Source organism: Robinsoniella sp. (assembly GCF_034124845.1).
In genome coordinates this window covers 1-14,850 of sequence record NZ_JAWYAJ010000266.1, presented here as the reverse complement: position 1 = coordinate 14,850, position 14,850 = coordinate 1, and the positions used below count along the sequence as shown (strand labels likewise).

Annotated in this window: 17 protein-coding genes, 1 pseudogene and 1 riboswitch; of the genes and pseudogenes, 1 reads left to right on the top strand and 17 read right to left on the bottom strand. The window is 42.9% G+C overall.

Annotated features, from left to right (window positions below):
• Nucleotides 1-22: 22 nt before the first annotated feature.
• A complete protein-coding gene (locus ACH2DQ_RS13210; protein ID WP_395027027.1) occupies nt 23-1,315 on the top strand; it encodes a sensor histidine kinase in 1,293 nt (430 codons plus the stop codon).
• 11 nt (nt 1,316-1,326) lie between these two features.
• On the opposite strand, the gene ACH2DQ_RS13205 is transcribed toward ACH2DQ_RS13210, so the two are convergent.
• The 17 genes and pseudogenes from ACH2DQ_RS13205 to ACH2DQ_RS13125 form a co-directional block, all read right to left on the bottom strand.
• Entirely contained in the window at nt 1,327-1,890 is a 564-nt protein-coding gene (locus ACH2DQ_RS13205) for a thiamine phosphate synthase (protein WP_394911144.1), read from the bottom strand.
• Nucleotides 1,891-1,906: 16 nt separating this feature from the next.
• Nucleotides 1,907-3,130 carry a 2-iminoacetate synthase ThiH gene (thiH, locus tag ACH2DQ_RS13200; protein ID WP_394911143.1) on the bottom strand — a complete coding sequence of 408 codons (1,224 nt, stop codon included), beginning with the start codon at nt 3,128-3,130 and terminating at the stop codon, nt 1,907-1,909.
• Nucleotides 3,131-3,218: 88 nt separating this feature from the next.
• A complete protein-coding gene (locus ACH2DQ_RS13195; protein WP_394911161.1) occupies nt 3,219-3,971 on the bottom strand; it encodes a thiazole synthase in 753 nt (250 codons plus the stop codon).
• A 138-nt stretch (nt 3,972-4,109) separates the two neighbouring features.
• Nucleotides 4,110-4,928, bottom strand: coding sequence for a sulfur carrier protein ThiS adenylyltransferase ThiF (gene thiF / locus ACH2DQ_RS13190; protein ID WP_394911142.1), 819 nt, complete (start codon nt 4,926-4,928; stop codon nt 4,110-4,112).
• A gap of 3 nt (nt 4,929-4,931) precedes the next feature.
• Nucleotides 4,932-5,126 carry a sulfur carrier protein ThiS gene (gene thiS / locus ACH2DQ_RS13185; protein WP_394911141.1) on the bottom strand — a complete coding sequence of 65 codons (195 nt, stop codon included), beginning with the start codon at nt 5,124-5,126 and terminating at the stop codon, nt 4,932-4,934.
• 41 nt (nt 5,127-5,167) lie between these two features.
• Complete coding sequence (gene thiC, locus ACH2DQ_RS13180; protein WP_394911140.1) at nt 5,168-6,481, bottom strand: phosphomethylpyrimidine synthase ThiC; 1,314 nt, start codon at nt 6,479-6,481, stop codon at nt 5,168-5,170.
• A gap of 158 nt (nt 6,482-6,639) precedes the next feature.
• Nucleotides 6,640-6,743, bottom strand: a riboswitch (TPP riboswitch).
• Nucleotides 6,744-6,798: 55 nt separating this feature from the next.
• A complete protein-coding gene (locus ACH2DQ_RS13175) occupies nt 6,799-7,908 on the bottom strand; it encodes a hypothetical protein (protein WP_394911139.1) in 1,110 nt (369 codons plus the stop codon).
• A gap of 169 nt (nt 7,909-8,077) precedes the next feature.
• Complete coding sequence (locus ACH2DQ_RS13170) at nt 8,078-8,875, bottom strand: hypothetical protein (RefSeq protein WP_394911138.1); 798 nt, start codon at nt 8,873-8,875, stop codon at nt 8,078-8,080.
• Between the two features lie 15 nt (nt 8,876-8,890).
• On the bottom strand, nt 8,891-9,565 hold the full coding sequence (locus tag ACH2DQ_RS13165; protein WP_394911137.1) for a hypothetical protein: 675 nt from the start codon (nt 9,563-9,565) through the stop codon (nt 8,891-8,893).
• Complete coding sequence (locus ACH2DQ_RS13160; protein ID WP_394911136.1) at nt 9,562-10,059, bottom strand: signal peptidase I; 498 nt, start codon at nt 10,057-10,059, stop codon at nt 9,562-9,564. Before ACH2DQ_RS13160 ends, ACH2DQ_RS13165 begins: the two co-directional genes overlap by 4 nt.
• 34 nt (nt 10,060-10,093) lie before the next feature.
• Complete coding sequence (locus tag ACH2DQ_RS13155) at nt 10,094-10,747, bottom strand: SipW-dependent-type signal peptide-containing protein (RefSeq protein ID WP_394911135.1); 654 nt, start codon at nt 10,745-10,747, stop codon at nt 10,094-10,096.
• A 31-nt stretch (nt 10,748-10,778) separates the two neighbouring features.
• Nucleotides 10,779-11,618 carry a BsaA family SipW-dependent biofilm matrix protein gene (locus tag ACH2DQ_RS13150; protein ID WP_394911134.1) on the bottom strand — a complete coding sequence of 280 codons (840 nt, stop codon included), beginning with the start codon at nt 11,616-11,618 and terminating at the stop codon, nt 10,779-10,781.
• On the bottom strand, nt 11,602-12,120 hold the full coding sequence (locus ACH2DQ_RS13145; protein ID WP_394911133.1) for a signal peptidase I: 519 nt from the start codon (nt 12,118-12,120) through the stop codon (nt 11,602-11,604). Before ACH2DQ_RS13145 ends, ACH2DQ_RS13150 begins: the two co-directional genes overlap by 17 nt.
• A 33-nt stretch (nt 12,121-12,153) precedes the next feature.
• Entirely contained in the window at nt 12,154-12,951 is a 798-nt protein-coding gene (locus tag ACH2DQ_RS13140) for a BsaA family SipW-dependent biofilm matrix protein (protein ID WP_394911132.1), read from the bottom strand.
• A gap of 152 nt (nt 12,952-13,103) precedes the next feature.
• Nucleotides 13,104-13,895 carry a BsaA family SipW-dependent biofilm matrix protein gene (locus ACH2DQ_RS13135; RefSeq protein ID WP_394911131.1) on the bottom strand — a complete coding sequence of 264 codons (792 nt, stop codon included), beginning with the start codon at nt 13,893-13,895 and terminating at the stop codon, nt 13,104-13,106.
• A 72-nt stretch (nt 13,896-13,967) separates the two neighbouring features.
• Entirely contained in the window at nt 13,968-14,609 is a 642-nt protein-coding gene (locus ACH2DQ_RS13130; protein ID WP_394911130.1) for a BsaA family SipW-dependent biofilm matrix protein, read from the bottom strand.
• 14 nt (nt 14,610-14,623) lie between these two features.
• Nucleotides 14,624-14,850 (bottom strand): annotated as a pseudogene (locus ACH2DQ_RS13125) (hypothetical protein); the annotation flags it as partial.

The following is a 14,850-nucleotide window of genomic DNA, read 5'->3' as shown; positions in this document are numbered from 1 at the left end:
GGATATAGCCTGGAGGATACAAATGTTTAAAAAACTGCACCGTCAAATGACTCTTTTCTGTACACTGGTGACCGGACTGATCCTGGTCGCCATGTCCTGTATCTGTCTGACTATAGCGGAATCCGGTATTAAGGATGTGAGCTATTCTTCATTTATAAATAATTTAAATTCTCTCTATTCCTATCTGGAGAACCAGTCCGTCATTACCCATACCTGGATTGCCCAGATGGAGTACAATTATAATATGCAGATGGAAATCAAAGACACCGGCAACAATCTGGTATTTCAATCCCTAAATCCATCTTCTGAAGGAGAAAAACTTATCACCCAGGCTAAGGACATGGCTTTGCAGACATATGGACTGGATGTTCATAATTTTAATAAAAATAGCGTTCTCTCCAAACATAAAGAATTTAAAATGACCGGATATGACGGGGAACTATACTATGCCTCAGCAGCCCTGATTCCCAAAGTCAGCGGTTATTTAAGCATAACTGTCATTTCTCCCTTTACGACCCAGAAAGCCCAGATTATCCGCCAGCGCTTACTTTTTGTCCTAGTTGACCTGGGCGCTGTTATTCTCCTCGGTATTTTTTCCTGGCTCTTTACAAGACAAATGATCCGCCCGCTGAAAGAAAACCGGGACAAACAGGTTCAATTTATTGCCTCCGCATCCCACGAACTCCGCTCCCCACTCACGGTTATTACAAGCAGCCTGTCTGCCCTGAAAATCGCCGGTAAGGAAGACTTCTTACGCTTTATCCACGCAATGGAATCTGAAGCAGGACGTATGGCAAGGCTGATTAATGACATGCTTACTCTTGCTAACGCAGATGCCAGAAACTGGGCCATTCACCGTGAGCCTGTGGAACTGGACACCCTGGTATTGGAAACTTATGAAAAATTTGAGCCCCAGGCTATTGTTAAAAAACTGAATTTTGCCTTTCATATTCCCGATCAGAAGATGCCTGCGCTTCTCTGTGATCCTGGGCGCATCGGGCAGGTCCTGTCTATATTGCTGGACAATGCATTTGCCTACACCCCGGCAGGTCAAAAAGTGGACATTTCCCTGTCATTTGAGCTCGGGAGATTTCGGATTGCCGTTACCGACACCGGTCCCAGAATAGTGGACAAAAATAAAAAAGCAGTGTTTGACCGTTTTTACCGGGTAGATTCATCCCATAAAGATAAGGAACACTTTGGTCTTGGTTTGTGTATTGCCAGGGAAATTGTAAAATTGCATAAAGGTAAGATCTGGATAGAAGATACACCTGGAGGCGGAACAACTATCATATTCCAGCTGCCGGGAACCTGATAAACACCTGTTTACAGGACAGTTCCCCTCATAAATCCTGACATCATGCAGCCGCCTTTTGCACCGGACCGAATTACCTCATGAATATTATCCGGCGAAATACCGCCGATGGCATATACCGGAATGGATACCAATTTGCATACCTCTTCTAAAAATGCAAGCCCCCGACCGGGAATTCCTTTTTTACAGTCCGTCTGAAAAATGTGTCCGGCAATAAGGTAACCGGCGCCAAGAAGCTGTGCTTCTACAGCTTCTTCGGCACTGTGTACCGATACCCCCACCGACAGGAAGTTCCCCAGTGCACTGTTAGCATACGTCCGGAGTGATTCCATAGAAATCTGCACTTCCGAAATCTGGAGTCTTTTTGCTACTTCAACAAAATGATTGATCACCAGAGGTTTCCCATGCCCGCGGCATATCTCCCAGCATTTTACTGCTAATATTTCATATTCATCCGGTGTAAGATCTTTCTCCCGTAATATGATCTTCTCGATCTCAGGGCGGTCTGCCAGTTCCTTTATTTTATTCATAAAATCCCCGGAACTAAGGGCGCGGTTCGTGATACATAAATACATATTCCACCTCCCATTCTTATACTCTGATATAATCTACATAGACCGGCTGTAATCCATGGGTAATGATTGCCTGCTTTACTTCTTCTACATTTCTGGGATCTGATATCTCAAACTGCTCATCTCCCTTTGCATCTTCCCCATGTCCGCCAACGCTTACCTTTACACCGGCTGAGATCTTTGTGGCACACATGCCAATGACATGATCCCGAAATCCTTCTCTTTCCCTGGTAGATATGGTTATCCCTGCAAATGGCATGAAGAGTCTGTATGCCAGCATTACCTGCAAAAGCTGGGTTTCATGAACATCTTTAGGGTTGATTTTATCATTGTTAATAATAGGACGGAGTCTGGGCGGAGAAAAAGAAATTTCTCCATGGGGATATTTCTGCTGGACCAGATAAGCGTGCATTCCGGTTGCAAAAGCATCCCTGCGAAAATCATCCAATCCAAGAAGGGCACCAAAGGCTACGGATCGCATCCCTCCCTTCAAGGCTCTTTCCTGGGCATTGAAACGATAGGGATAGATGCGCTTCGGTCCGCTTAAGTGCAGCCTCTCATACCTTACGGGATTATAGGTTTCCTGATAGACGCAGACATAATCTGCACCGCATTGATGCAGATATTCATACTCATCGGTATTCAGAGGGTAAATTTCAACCCCTACTAAGGCGAAATACCTGGCTGCTATTCTGACCGCCTCTCCAATATAGGCAACATCAGATGCCTTCCTGGATTCTCCTGTTAACAATAAAATATCCTGCAATCCGGTGGACGCAATATTTTTTAATTCCATTTCTATTTCTTCTATGGAAAGTTTTCCCCGGAGAATACGGTTTTTACAATTGTAACCGCAGTAAATGCAGTTATTTTCACAATAGTTTGCTATATACAAAGGGGTAAAAAGTGACACCGCATTGCCAAAATGTTTGCTTGTCTCTTCCTTTCCTTTTCTTGCCATCTCTTCTAAAAACGGTTCTGCAGCCGGGGAAAGCAGTGCTGCAAAATCTTCGGGAAGCAGGCTTTCTTTTGCCAGCGCCACTTTTACATCTTTGGCGGTGTACACCCCATAATCATAGTTCCTGACCAGTTTTAAAACCTTTTCCATTATATCGGAATGAACATCTTCCATTCCCGGCTGATATTCCATATGATCTGTCTCTTCGGTAATAAATCTGCCGGCTCTTATAACGGAGACCTCCTCCTTGAGATTCTCCGTTTTTTTCTCATTTACTGTACTCATTTTATTTACCTGATATCTGTTTCCCTTTCTTACAATCAAACTGATTGTAGCTGTAAGCTGATGGTGGGAATGAATTTTCAAACACGCTCTAGTCCTGTAAAAATCCGGTTAACGGACTGGACGCTTCCGCCCTCCGGTCCAGTACCCTGCCCGGACCTGCAAGATATGCCATTCTTCCTGATATTACCGCCAGCTTAAACGCTGCTGCCATCTGAGCCACATCTCCGGCTGTTGCAATTGCCGTATTTGCCATAATTGCATCTACTCCCATTTCCATTGCCTCACACGCCTGGGATGGTCTTCCAATCCCTGCATCCACAATGATCGGAAGACTGATCTCTTCCACCAGCATTTTGATAAATTCTCTGGTGCACAGCCCTTTATTGCTTCCAATTGGCGCTCCCAGGGGCATAATTGCTGCTGCTCCGGCATTTGCCATATCTCTGGCTGCATTTAGGTCCGGATACATATACGGCATTACGATGAACCCTTCCTTTGCCAGTATTTCAGTTGCTTTGATCGTCTCATAATTATCGGGGAGCAGATACTTGGAATCGTGTACCACCTCAATTTTCACAAAATCCCCGCATCCGATTTCCCTTGCCAGACGGGCAATGCGTACGGCCTCTTCAGCGTTTCTGGCACCGGATGTATTGGGCAGTAAAGTTATGCCTTCCGGCATATAATCCAGAATGTTTTCTTCTCCTCCCACATTGGCACGGCGAAGTGCCAGAGTAGCCATTTCCACACCGCCGTTTTTTATAACTTCATTAGTCATCTCCAATGAAAATTTACCGGAACCCAGAATAAACCTGGAATTAAATGCATAACCGCCTATCATTAATTTGTCTTGTGAATTTGTTTCTTTTATTATTTTTATTTCTGTTTTTGTTTCTAACTTTGTTTCCATTTTTTCTTCCATTATTTCTTCCATTTTATGTATTCTCTTCCTTTCGAAGATCTTGTTTACGGATTCTCCCTATACTTCCGTGATCCCAAGAATCAGACGCAGCACCATATTCGCCTGATGTCCGGCACAAACCAGGACTCTTGGTGCCATCAGTCCTCTGCCTTCTTCTGCTTCACTTTCCATATCCCCGCACACATAGAGCCTTGACATTTTACGTATCGTTTTTATTTCATTAGCACTGTCATATCCTGCCATCCCGGAAGCGGATACAATGACCGAGTCCGGAAGTTCTGTCAGAACGGTATTTACCAGTGCTGCCTTGGCTTCCGGTCTGTCAAATGCCTCACAGATGATGGAATATTCCGCAAATATTTCTGCGGCATTCCGTTCAGTTACTTTTCTGTCTACTGTCTCTACACGGATAAAAGGATTGATCTGTTCAATCTGTTCTTTTAATGCCTCGGTCTTCTTCTTTCCCAGATGAAAAATCTGATAATTCTGACGGTTTAAGTTACTTGGCTCTACTACATCGAAGTCTGCCAGCAAAATCCTTCCAACACCTGTCCTTGCAAGCATTACTGCAATATGGGATCCCAGACCGCCCAGCCCCGCAACTGCAACGCTGGCATTATTAACCTTTTTCCAGACTCCCGGAGTATGTCTTGCCGCCATCATAGCCTCTAATTCCTCCTGCTCCGGAAGCATCCCCCTATGTATAAAAAATACCTCATCCATTTCCTTTAAAGGTCTGGAGTTGTTCAACTCTTCTGTAGAAACAGCAAAACCATTTAAGATCACGATATCCGTATCTTTTCCGGATTCTCCTTTCAGCTCCGCTAAGGTACCACACCTGACTTCTCTGGTTTTACCATTTAATTTTATACGCATGATTCAACCTCCGCCTACGAAGCTGACGATTTCAAGACAGTCTGCATCTGATAAAATCACACGGTCAAAATTTCCTTTCGGTATGATTTCTCCATTGCGTTCAACCGCAATTCTGGAAAGGTTATAATTGTTATCCTTCAGGAAATCTTCCAGTGTCTTTGCATCTGTAAGCACCGTTGTCTTACCATTTACTTTCATTATTTATCCCTTTCTGTTTCTTCTAATGATTGCTGTATCTCTTACTTTTCCGTACAGAATTCTACTTTTTTCCCTTCCAGAATCATATTTGTAGTCCTGACTGCACACATCTTTCCGCACATGGAACAGGTGTGTCGATCCGCTGGAGGCGTGCTTTCAAAATACTCTTTTGCCTTCTTACCATCTATTGCGATATCAAACATTTCATTCCAGTCCATCTTTTGCCTTGCCTGCGCCATACGGTTATCAATATCTCTGGCTCCTTTGATTCCTTTGGCAATATCTGCAGCGTGTGCTGCAATCTTACTGGCTACGATGCCTTCACGTACATCATTCACATCTGGCAGACGCAGATGCTCCGCCGGAGTGACATAGCATAAGAAATCCGCTCCGTTTGCAGCCGCTATGGCGCCTCCAATTGCTGATGTAATATGGTCATATCCCGGTGCAATATCCGTTACCAACGGTCCAAGTACATAGAAAGGGGCATTATGGCAGATTCTCTTTTCCATTTTCATATTTGCAGCAATCTCATCCATTGCCATATGTCCGGGGCCCTCCACCAACACCTGTACATCCTTATCCCATGCTCTCCTGGTCAGATTTCCGATTTCAATTAATTCTGCTATCTGACCTGCATCGGAACTGTCTGCAATGCATCCCGGGCGCAGAGCATCCCCAATGCTGATTGTCACATCGTGTTCCCTCAGAATATCCAGTACTTCATCGTAGAATTCATAAAACGGATTTTCATTACCCGTCATTTCCATCCATGCAAACAGCAGCGATCCTCCCCTGGACACAATATTCATTTTACGGCCGGCTCTGCGGAAACTCTCCACTGCCCTGCGGTTTAATCCCGCATGAATAGTAACAAAATCAACTCCTTCTACTGCATGTGCTTCTACTACTCTCAAAAAATCCTTTGCCTTAATTTCAAGCAGATCCTTCTCTAAATAACCAATTGCATCATACATGGGAACTGAGCCAATCATAGCCGGGGACATATCAATTAACTTTTCCCGGAAGTCATGTGTTTTTCCATAATTACTCAGGTCCATAATTGCTTCAGCTCCAAAATCAATTGCCATCTGCACTTTTTTCAATTCCCTGTCATAATCCTTACTATCTCCGGAAATTCCCAGATTTACATTTATCTTGGTGCGAAGTCCGCTTCCGATTCCTTCCGGTGAAAGTGAAGTATGATGTACATTTGCCGGTATTGCCACCTGCCCGGATGCTACCAGTTCCACTAATTTTTCAGCTTCAATCTTTTCTTTTTCCGCGACTGTCTCTATCTGTGGTGTTACAATTCCTTTCTTTGCTGCTTCCATCTGCGTGTAATATGCGCGCATTTGCTGTTCCTCCTTATGTGTTTTATTAACGAATAGCAAATGCCCTGAAAGATGCTTTCTGACTCGCTCTAAACATGAAAAAAGACAGGTAATTGCTTACCTGCCAGTTCACTCTATATTTTCATAAAAAAATGTTCACTAAAAAGTGAACATCCAAATATTACTCATCGAATGCTCCCTACCACAGTGTTAACTGTCAGGTTCAAAGGGTTAGATATATACATATCAATCTCAACTATAAATAGTTCCCCTGCATAGCTATTCAGTTATTGTTATTATAGACGCACAGGTATTAAATGTCAATAGTCTGTGTGTTGTTACCACTTACCCTTTTTCTTCATAAAATACAGGAAGCCGCCTGCAAGTAACAAAATTCCTGCAAATGCACTGCCTAAAATAATTGGTTTGCCCGAGGATGACAGGTCTTCTGATGGCTTTTGTGCCAGCGGAACTTCAGCATCTGTAATCTCTTCAGTTGCCATAGTGGTTTCTGGAGCATTGGCACCATCGGTGCTGCCGGTATCTTCCGGTTGGTCAGCTAACGGCACTTCTTCATCGGTAATATTCACATTGTTTTCATTCTGGTTTGGCACCGTATTTGCATTGTCTTGATTCTGGTTAGCCGCTGCATTATTATCCGCAGTGGTTCCATCTGCCTGGTTATTATCTGCCTGGGTATTGCCTGCAGAAGCATTATTGCCCGTTGGCGTGGTGTTCCCCCCCGGTACAGTGACCGTTTCGTTGACGGTTGTACCCGGTCCCTGCTCGTATGTGGTATTCGTTATGGTTTCTCCCGGTACCTGTACAACCTGAGTAGTTGGCTGCTCCGTACTGGTGTATTGAAATCTGATTTCATTTTTAGCGGAATCTGCTGTCAGGGTCATCTGTTTTACATAAGAATCATAGGCATAGCCCTGTACTGCCTTTGCCGTATATGTGATCTGGTCATGAACATTCCCCATGGTAATGACCGGCGTTGCAACGTCTTCGCCGCTGCCTGAATCCACGAACCGGATTGTGTATTCCACAGAGTCGGTTAAAGCACCGTAATCCACTACAAAATCACCATTTTCCGTGACAGTTTCCCAAGTGGGACGCCATTCTGTCTTCACATAATATTTTCCTTTATGTGCATCATCAAATACCAGATCCTGTGCATCCGGCGCTGTGGGATAGGGTGCACCCGCAGAAACTGTGATTTTAATACTTCCCGTGGCATCACTGCGGGATACCTGGTTTTCACCATATTCGGCTACATAACCGGCATATAACTGTTCACGGAACCTTGCAATATTGCCGGGACGATAGGTAACTGTATAGGTATTTTCTTCTGCTGCGTTTACCTGCAATGTCATGGCCCCCATCAACATGCATATACAAAGGCAGCTCAGCATTACCACCCTGTCTATTTTCCTTATCATACTCATAATTATCCCTCCGCCCTTTTCTGCAAAACCGGAATCTGCGATCTATACTGTTCCCGGCAGTTTCTAACGCTTTCACATAAGGTCCCAGCTATTTATTTCCTGCTTCTAAAACGATTATAACAGACTGCTGCTTTCATCATCTCTTTCGTGTAGCCCTTTTTTGATTTTTTTACTTTGCGGCAAAATAATCATGCTTATCTTTTTTCTTTTTGCCATATACAGCCGCCAGGATTACGATTAGAAGAGAAGCTCCTGCTGCCACCAGCCAGAATACAACCGGAGTATCATCGCCTGTTTTTACCTGTCTTACTACCTTGTTTACCGGTCCGGGTGTGGTAACTTTATTCGTAACTATTTTATCCGCCTGCTTTTCCGTTACTATCTCGGTCTGGGGCGGTGCATCGTCATAGCCTGCGCGAAACTCGAACTGAAATGTTCCGTCTGCCGCCTGATAGTCATTGGTATGGGATTCCCCGTCCAGGAAAACCGTCATTTTTAGGGTTGCCGTCTTGGATGGCTTTAAGTTTACAAGCATCAGCCATTCCTGCAAGCTTCCGTTCATATCCTTCAAACCGTTTTCGTCTGCTCCGATTCTGGCTGACCCATCGGATTCCTTTCCGCCGTAAATGGTCTCTGTCTTGCCATCCTGGGTGATGGTAAGGCTGATCTGATAGGCCGCTTCGCTTGCTTTTTTTGCATCCTCAAAAGCCTTCAGCACTTCCGTCCGCATAAAGAAATCAATGCTTTTCTTTGACGTATTCTTCAACAAAATTTCCTGAACCCGCTCTTCGCCGGGCTGCATATCATTAAACTCCGTTCCGAAATTATCTGTATCATCGTAATTGTATTTGATATCTTCACTGCCATCGAAGGTTACCGTCGGTGTCTCTTCTGCCCCATATGCAATTGTGGAGAGACTAAGCAAAAGTGCCAGCATCATTCCAAAAGCTATTATTTTCTTCTTCATGGCAACCTCCCTGTTTTACTCTTCAATCTTCGTAATGTAACCCTGATCATCTATGGTGGCAAGTACGCCCCATTCCGACATAATTGCATCCTGCCCCGCCAGAATCTGCACTGCATCTGCCTGCATTTTCAGTTCTACACCCAGATCCGCATAATCATTTTGCAGGTCTTGGGATATCTGAATCTGATCCATAAATATTTTTGAATTTTCTCCCGGTGCCAGTGGTTTTGTATAATATAACACCATTTGCTCATTGTCTTCCATCTGCAGTATCCAACGGGCTTTGTCACCGGAATTATCTTTATTCTGAACTGCCGGAATTTTAATTTTTTCGGCAATTTTATTTCCATCTTTAATAAATTCACTGCCTTTGAAACTGCCCCAATATTTTGATATAGTGATTCTTGTATATAAATCTGTGTTTTGTGTATTTGTAATACAGACTTCTTTTTGAACTTCCGCCCCCGGTAAAATCTGCTTTACATATACGGTTCCATTGGGAATCTCCGTATAAATCTCTTTCCCGGAGCCGTCTTTCCCGACTTCATTGAACTGAATACCGAGATTTTTCGTATTGATCTGCTGTTTTACCCGCTGTCCGGCTGCCTGGAAATATGCCAGGGATCCGCCGATTAATGTTGCCGTAACAAGAGCGGCTGCCACGCCCATAAGGATTAATTTTTTCTTCACTTCGCACGCTCCTTTGACTTCATCTTATCTGCCGTTACCCACAGTACAAACGCCGCAGCAAATGCTGCGATGCAGACGATTGTGCCTGACCAGGAACTCAGATAGAAAGAAATACTGCCCAAAGCCGGAATCCCGAATACAACCTTTCCGATGACTCTGGAAAAGGCTACCGGAGTGGTATCCTCCGACTCGTTGGCATCTCCTTTTGTTCTGAACTGCTGCTTATCTTTTTCAATTGCAGTTACACGGTGAGTTGCCACCAATGTGGTATCCGTACCCATGTGAAAGGTAATGGGATCTCCTGTTTTTATCGCATCAAAATCTGCTTCTTTTACATAAACCGCTGAACCTGCCGGATATTCCGGTTCCATACTTTCTGTTAATATCCCGTAAATATGATATCCAAACAATTTTGGCAGGGTTAATGGTATGGCTATGAGGATGACGCCTGTCATCAAAAGAATTCCGATTCCGTTTAATAGCCTTGGCAGCATCCTCTGACCTCCCGTTTTTGTGATATGAATGTCATTATTTCTTATAAACTTCTGCTTCTACTTCCTTACCCTCAGTATTTAGCCATGAACAGGATATAATTTTTCCGTTCTCTCTTTCATAGGAGGGTGTAAAATGATCTGCCTGAATCGCTTCTGCCTTTATATCCACGACAACCTGTGTGTCATTCATTTCGTTCTGCCACCTGCCCGGCAATTCTACTTCACTGAATAACTGCAGCGTCTGCCCCGGACTCGCGATTCCTGCGTCCTCTCCTCCCACATAATAGCAATACCAGATATTTTCTGCTTTTTCATCCGGGACAATGACCCAGTCTTTTGAAACATTTATATCTGCAATGGTTAATGGCGGTTCTGCTGCCGCCGGATTGGTAATCGTTACCACTGCACGGATATAGCAGGCAAGTGAATCCTGTTCCACCGTAATCTTTGGCATCTTCGAGATCACATCTCCCGGCATCAGGTTTGTGGGGTCCTGATAAGGAACAGCCGGACCATCCGGATTCGAAGGGTCCTTCATTTCTTCCGTCAGACTGATATCAACGTGCCCCATAAAAAGTATATTAGAAGCAGATTGGCTGTCTGTAAAATAAGCGAAAGTCGCACCTACTCCTGCCAGCAGAACAATTGCTGCCAGACTGGCGATCTTTACGATGTTTTTCTTTTTCATGCGCCTTAATCTCCTTTTTTACTTTTCCATTCTATTGGCACATAGTTGCCAGATGTGTTAACAGTTCCTCAAATTCTGCCGGAATCATTTCCGTTCCTGCCGCCCAGTCGCTCTGTATTGCTTTAGCCGATGCCTGAAGGGACTTTGCTGTAATATTCAGATGATAGGATGCGTTGTCATATCCCTTTTCTGATGTCTCGAACGCAAATGTCTTCACACTTTCCCCTTTTTCTTTATCGTAATAAGCAGTCTGACTGGTTTTGGACACGGTGCTGTTAAGCGCGGGATTCATAGTGACGCTTTGCAGAAGATACGGAGTGGAATCTCCCGATTTTACAATTCCCATATAGATAAACTGGTAAACGCAGGTCTGGGGATTGTAGGAATATACCCATTTTCCTTCATAATCCGCCGGATCAGTACCTGGGGTATATTTTACTACTTCCGTACCGAACTTTTTAATTCCCACTTCTTCATAGGAAGTAATGGTTTCCCCCTCTTTTACTACATCGAAGATCACAGGGAGTTCTTCACCGGCTTTTGCTGCTAATATGTCTTCCAGCTGTTTTGTCTCATCATTATATTTCTTAAGATAGACGTCTTCTCTACGTACACAGCTTTCATCAAATCTGGCTGTAACCACCATATCAACCGTTCCGGTGTTATCTACTTTTACCTTTTTATCAATCTCAGTTCCGGGCTTCCAGTCACTGGGCGGATCGAATTCTTCATTTAAAACCGTATCGAATTTGCCCATGGCAAATGTATTTTTAGCGGATTCCTGATCACTGAAATATGCGATCGTTCCTCCTACCAAGAATACACATAATACAGCAATCAGGGAAACCAGTTTTTTACTGTTTCTCTTCATTCACTTCAGCCCTTTCTTTTTCCCTCTTTTTCTTCGGGAAGAGACTGTCTAATAAAACACTAATTACAATTATCGCTGCCATAACAACAATGACCGGGATATTTTTCCCCAGGGAAATAAAGTATCCTGCATAGGGAATGGTTAATTTTGATGCCTTTCCCACTACATCTGAGAATTCCACGGGATTTGCATCTTCTGTGGAATTTGCATCGCCTTTTGTCACAAAGGCACCACTCAAATCATTTCTTTTGACTACCCGGTGAGTTACCAATGCATGATCGCCAGCCTTAAATGTGACAGCATCTCCTTCCTGGATGTCTGCAAAGGAAGTACTCTTATAATAAATGACACTGCCTACATGGTAGGCAGGCTCCATACTGCCGCTGAGGACGACAACCGGTTTATAGCCTGCCACCATAGGTGCTACGATGAGAATGTAGCAGAAAATTGCAATGTAGACAATCCAGGATAGGATGTTGAATAGATTTTTTAGTATTTTCATTCAAGTACGTCCTTTTACTTTTAGTCGGTGTTATTATTTTCCTGGATATGTTACCCAGTCGGATGCCTCAGCTGCCTGTGCATCTGCCTGAACAAACTGTGTTTTGATCGACAGTGTGTAGTTATCAGAAGCGTATCCTTTTAAGGTACTGTCTAACTGCTTTAATGCATTGGTATATACATCTTTGCCTTTTACCTGATCCTCGGGAAGTTCTTTTAAAGCATCCTTTAGTTCTCCGGTATACGATGTCCATGATTCATCAAAAGCCGGCTCTTCTGCATCTTTTTCTACAATTTTGTAGTAAGTTGATTCATTATATTTACCCATATCCGTATTGTTACATAAGGTTACAGAATCCATTAAAGAGTTCGTTGTTTCTCCTGCACCAAGGGTTTCGTTGTAGTAATACCAGCCGTCGGATCCTTTTGTCCAGTCTGCAGCATCTATATTTTTATAAACAACGGAGCCGTCACCTGCTGTCTTACCATCCGTTGCATCTAACTGCAGACTTTCGTTTACGGAACCTGGAAGGAACTGATCACTTTCTGAGCCAATCACAACTCCTGCATTTGCCCATTCTTCATCAAACCTTACTCTTACCCATACATCACCCTCGCCGGTGTTTTTAGCCGTTACTGATTTATCTACTTCTGCGCCTGGTTTCCAGTCACCGCCGTCCGTAGGATTAAACTTTTCCACTGTGGTACCTTCAAATGATGTGGTACTGAAAGGGTTGTCGATGGTTGTTGTCTGATTAAAATATGCCCATGTTCCTCCAACTACTGCTACTGCTAATATTCCAAGACCTGCTATAACTTTTTTATTTTTCATCTCTGATATCCTCCTGAATTTTGATTTTAATTTGAATTGTTATTTAATTTTATCTCTTATTTAATTTGAATTCTTATATGTCTAATTTTTTTATACTTGTTTTCCATGAAATGTTGTCAAAATTTTATTTGTGACAATAGGAGACTATGAAATTATTCTCCATCCACTAAATTCCAGTTGTTTAAGCAATCCTGAGGAACTGCGGCACCAAATACTTCTGTTACTGCGCCTGTTGTTGCCTGAACGGTCTGTGCAGTTACTTTTAATGTATAATCTGCATTGCTGTAACCGGTTGCTGTCGGATCCTGTTCTGTAACGGATAAATTAAAGGTTGCATCTTTTGGCATTTCTCCATCGTATGATGTCCATTTGCTTAAATCAGTTACATCCGGTTTTTCTGTTGCTTTGGTATAATATTTTTTATTCACATATAAACCAAGGTCAGCATCTTTTATGAGCTGTACACTGTCTAAGAAGGTATCGGTGGTTGCTCCTGCAGCAAGTTTATCTTTAAAGTAGTACCATCCGTCTTCTCCGCGAATCCAGGTTGTGCTTACACCATTCAGTGTCAATTCTACTACAGAACCATCCTTTTCTACTAAACCATCCACAGCGTTATCCTGCTTTGTTGTACCATCTAACAGATTGTTTTCTTTGATTTTATTGCCGCTTGTTTTATTCACCCATGTCTCATCAAACTTTACCCTGACTACAACATCCTGATCTCCTGTGTTTACTACTTCTACATCCTTATTTACTTCAACGCCAGGTTTCCAGTCATTACCATCCTCCGGCTTAAATTCCTCCACGATTGTGGAACCATATTTTCCGGTGTCAAATTTATTCTCTGCTGTCATAGTCTGATTAAAATATGCTAATGTCCCGCCTACCATTGCTACTGCTGCTAAACCTACGATACCTGCTGCTAATTTTTTGTTCTTCATATCCTTTTCCTCCATAAAATAAATTATTATTTGTTTGTTTTTTTATATTAATTGGCTGTTACCAAATTAATTTTACTGCCATGTTACCTGGTCATTTGTTAATATATATGAGCGCTGCCAAAGTGCTGAAGCTGCTTCTTTATTGACCTGTATGGTCTCTGCGGTTATTTTAACCTGTAGTTTATACTGCGAATAATCGGTTCGGATGCCATGAACATCATTTGAAAGTCCTTTGCTGAATGTCACAGATTTCAGTACAGGTAACGTTTTTGCATCTGCTTTAAATATCTGATTGTAATAATAGAAACCATCCTGTTTATCTGCCCAGCTCTTCATGTTTTCATCAAACCAGTTTAATGTACAGAATTCATTTCCATCTGCTGTTACATACACATTCTTATCTGATTTACTTGCTGTTATCTTTACTGCCTGATCTGCCGGGTCTCTTAATGTCACTTCTGCTTTAAAGCGAAGGAGAAGATCCATATTTCCTAAATTTTCAAACCATACCTTTTTTTCTTTTTCTTCACCCGGTACCCAATTATTTGCCTCATTAAACTTTTCAGATAAATGTATCCTGGGCTCTCCTGTACGGAACGGATTCTTTATTTGAACCTCGCTTTGATAATAAGCGTATGTTCCGGACACACCAATCAGCGTTATGATGCAAAGGGCGATTACAGCAAACATTTTTCTATGAAATAATCTCTTCATTCTATCACCCCCACTTAATTTTCCCAGGTGACAGTTATTCCATCTTCCTGAATCTGTCCCTTCTTGCCAAATACTGTTCTAGTTGCATCTTCGTTTACCGCATCTTTATTTAATGTACCGGATCCATCACTGCACTGGACTACTTCTGTTCGAAAATACAAATGGTAATCCGCTTCTTTATAATCCTGGAATTCCTCTGCTGCAAAGTTCTGGAAGGACACACTGTTCAGTACCAAACCGG

What these genes read in the sequence shown, in the direction of transcription:
- ACH2DQ_RS13175 (WP_394911139.1), bottom strand. Translation starts at nt 7,908, where the DNA reads ATGAGTATGATAAGGAAAATAGACAGGGTGGTAATGCTGAGCTGCCTT.
- ACH2DQ_RS13130 (WP_394911130.1), bottom strand. Translation starts at nt 14,609, where the DNA reads ATGAAGAGATTATTTCATAGAAAAATGTTTGCTGTAATCGCCCTTTGC.
- ACH2DQ_RS13170 (WP_394911138.1), bottom strand. Translation starts at nt 8,875, where the DNA reads ATGAAGAAGAAAATAATAGCTTTTGGAATGATGCTGGCACTTTTGCTT.
- thiF (WP_394911142.1), bottom strand. Translation starts at nt 4,928, where the DNA reads ATGCGTATAAAATTAAATGGTAAAACCAGAGAAGTCAGGTGTGGTACC.
- ACH2DQ_RS13160 (WP_394911136.1), bottom strand. Translation starts at nt 10,059, where the DNA reads ATGCTGCCAAGGCTATTAAACGGAATCGGAATTCTTTTGATGACAGGC.
- ACH2DQ_RS13155 (WP_394911135.1), bottom strand. Translation starts at nt 10,747, where the DNA reads ATGAAAAAGAAAAACATCGTAAAGATCGCCAGTCTGGCAGCAATTGTT.
- ACH2DQ_RS13145 (WP_394911133.1), bottom strand. Translation starts at nt 12,120, where the DNA reads ATGAAAATACTAAAAAATCTATTCAACATCCTATCCTGGATTGTCTAC.
- thiH (WP_394911143.1), bottom strand. Translation starts at nt 3,130, where the DNA reads ATGAGTACAGTAAATGAGAAAAAAACGGAGAATCTCAAGGAGGAGGTC.
- ACH2DQ_RS13140 (WP_394911132.1), bottom strand. Translation starts at nt 12,951, where the DNA reads ATGAAAAATAAAAAAGTTATAGCAGGTCTTGGAATATTAGCAGTAGCA.
- thiS (WP_394911141.1), bottom strand. Translation starts at nt 5,126, where the DNA reads ATGAAAGTAAATGGTAAGACAACGGTGCTTACAGATGCAAAGACACTG.
- ACH2DQ_RS13135 (WP_394911131.1), bottom strand. Translation starts at nt 13,895, where the DNA reads ATGAAGAACAAAAAATTAGCAGCAGGTATCGTAGGTTTAGCAGCAGTA.
- ACH2DQ_RS13150 (WP_394911134.1), bottom strand. Translation starts at nt 11,618, where the DNA reads ATGAAGAGAAACAGTAAAAAACTGGTTTCCCTGATTGCTGTATTATGT.
- thiC (WP_394911140.1), bottom strand. Translation starts at nt 6,481, where the DNA reads ATGCGCGCATATTACACGCAGATGGAAGCAGCAAAGAAAGGAATTGTA.
- ACH2DQ_RS13195 (WP_394911161.1), bottom strand. Translation starts at nt 3,971, where the DNA reads ATGATAGGCGGTTATGCATTTAATTCCAGGTTTATTCTGGGTTCCGGT.
- ACH2DQ_RS13205 (WP_394911144.1), bottom strand. Translation starts at nt 1,890, where the DNA reads ATGTATTTATGTATCACGAACCGCGCCCTTAGTTCCGGGGATTTTATG.
- ACH2DQ_RS13210 (WP_395027027.1), top strand. Translation starts at nt 23, where the DNA reads ATGTTTAAAAAACTGCACCGTCAAATGACTCTTTTCTGTACACTGGTG.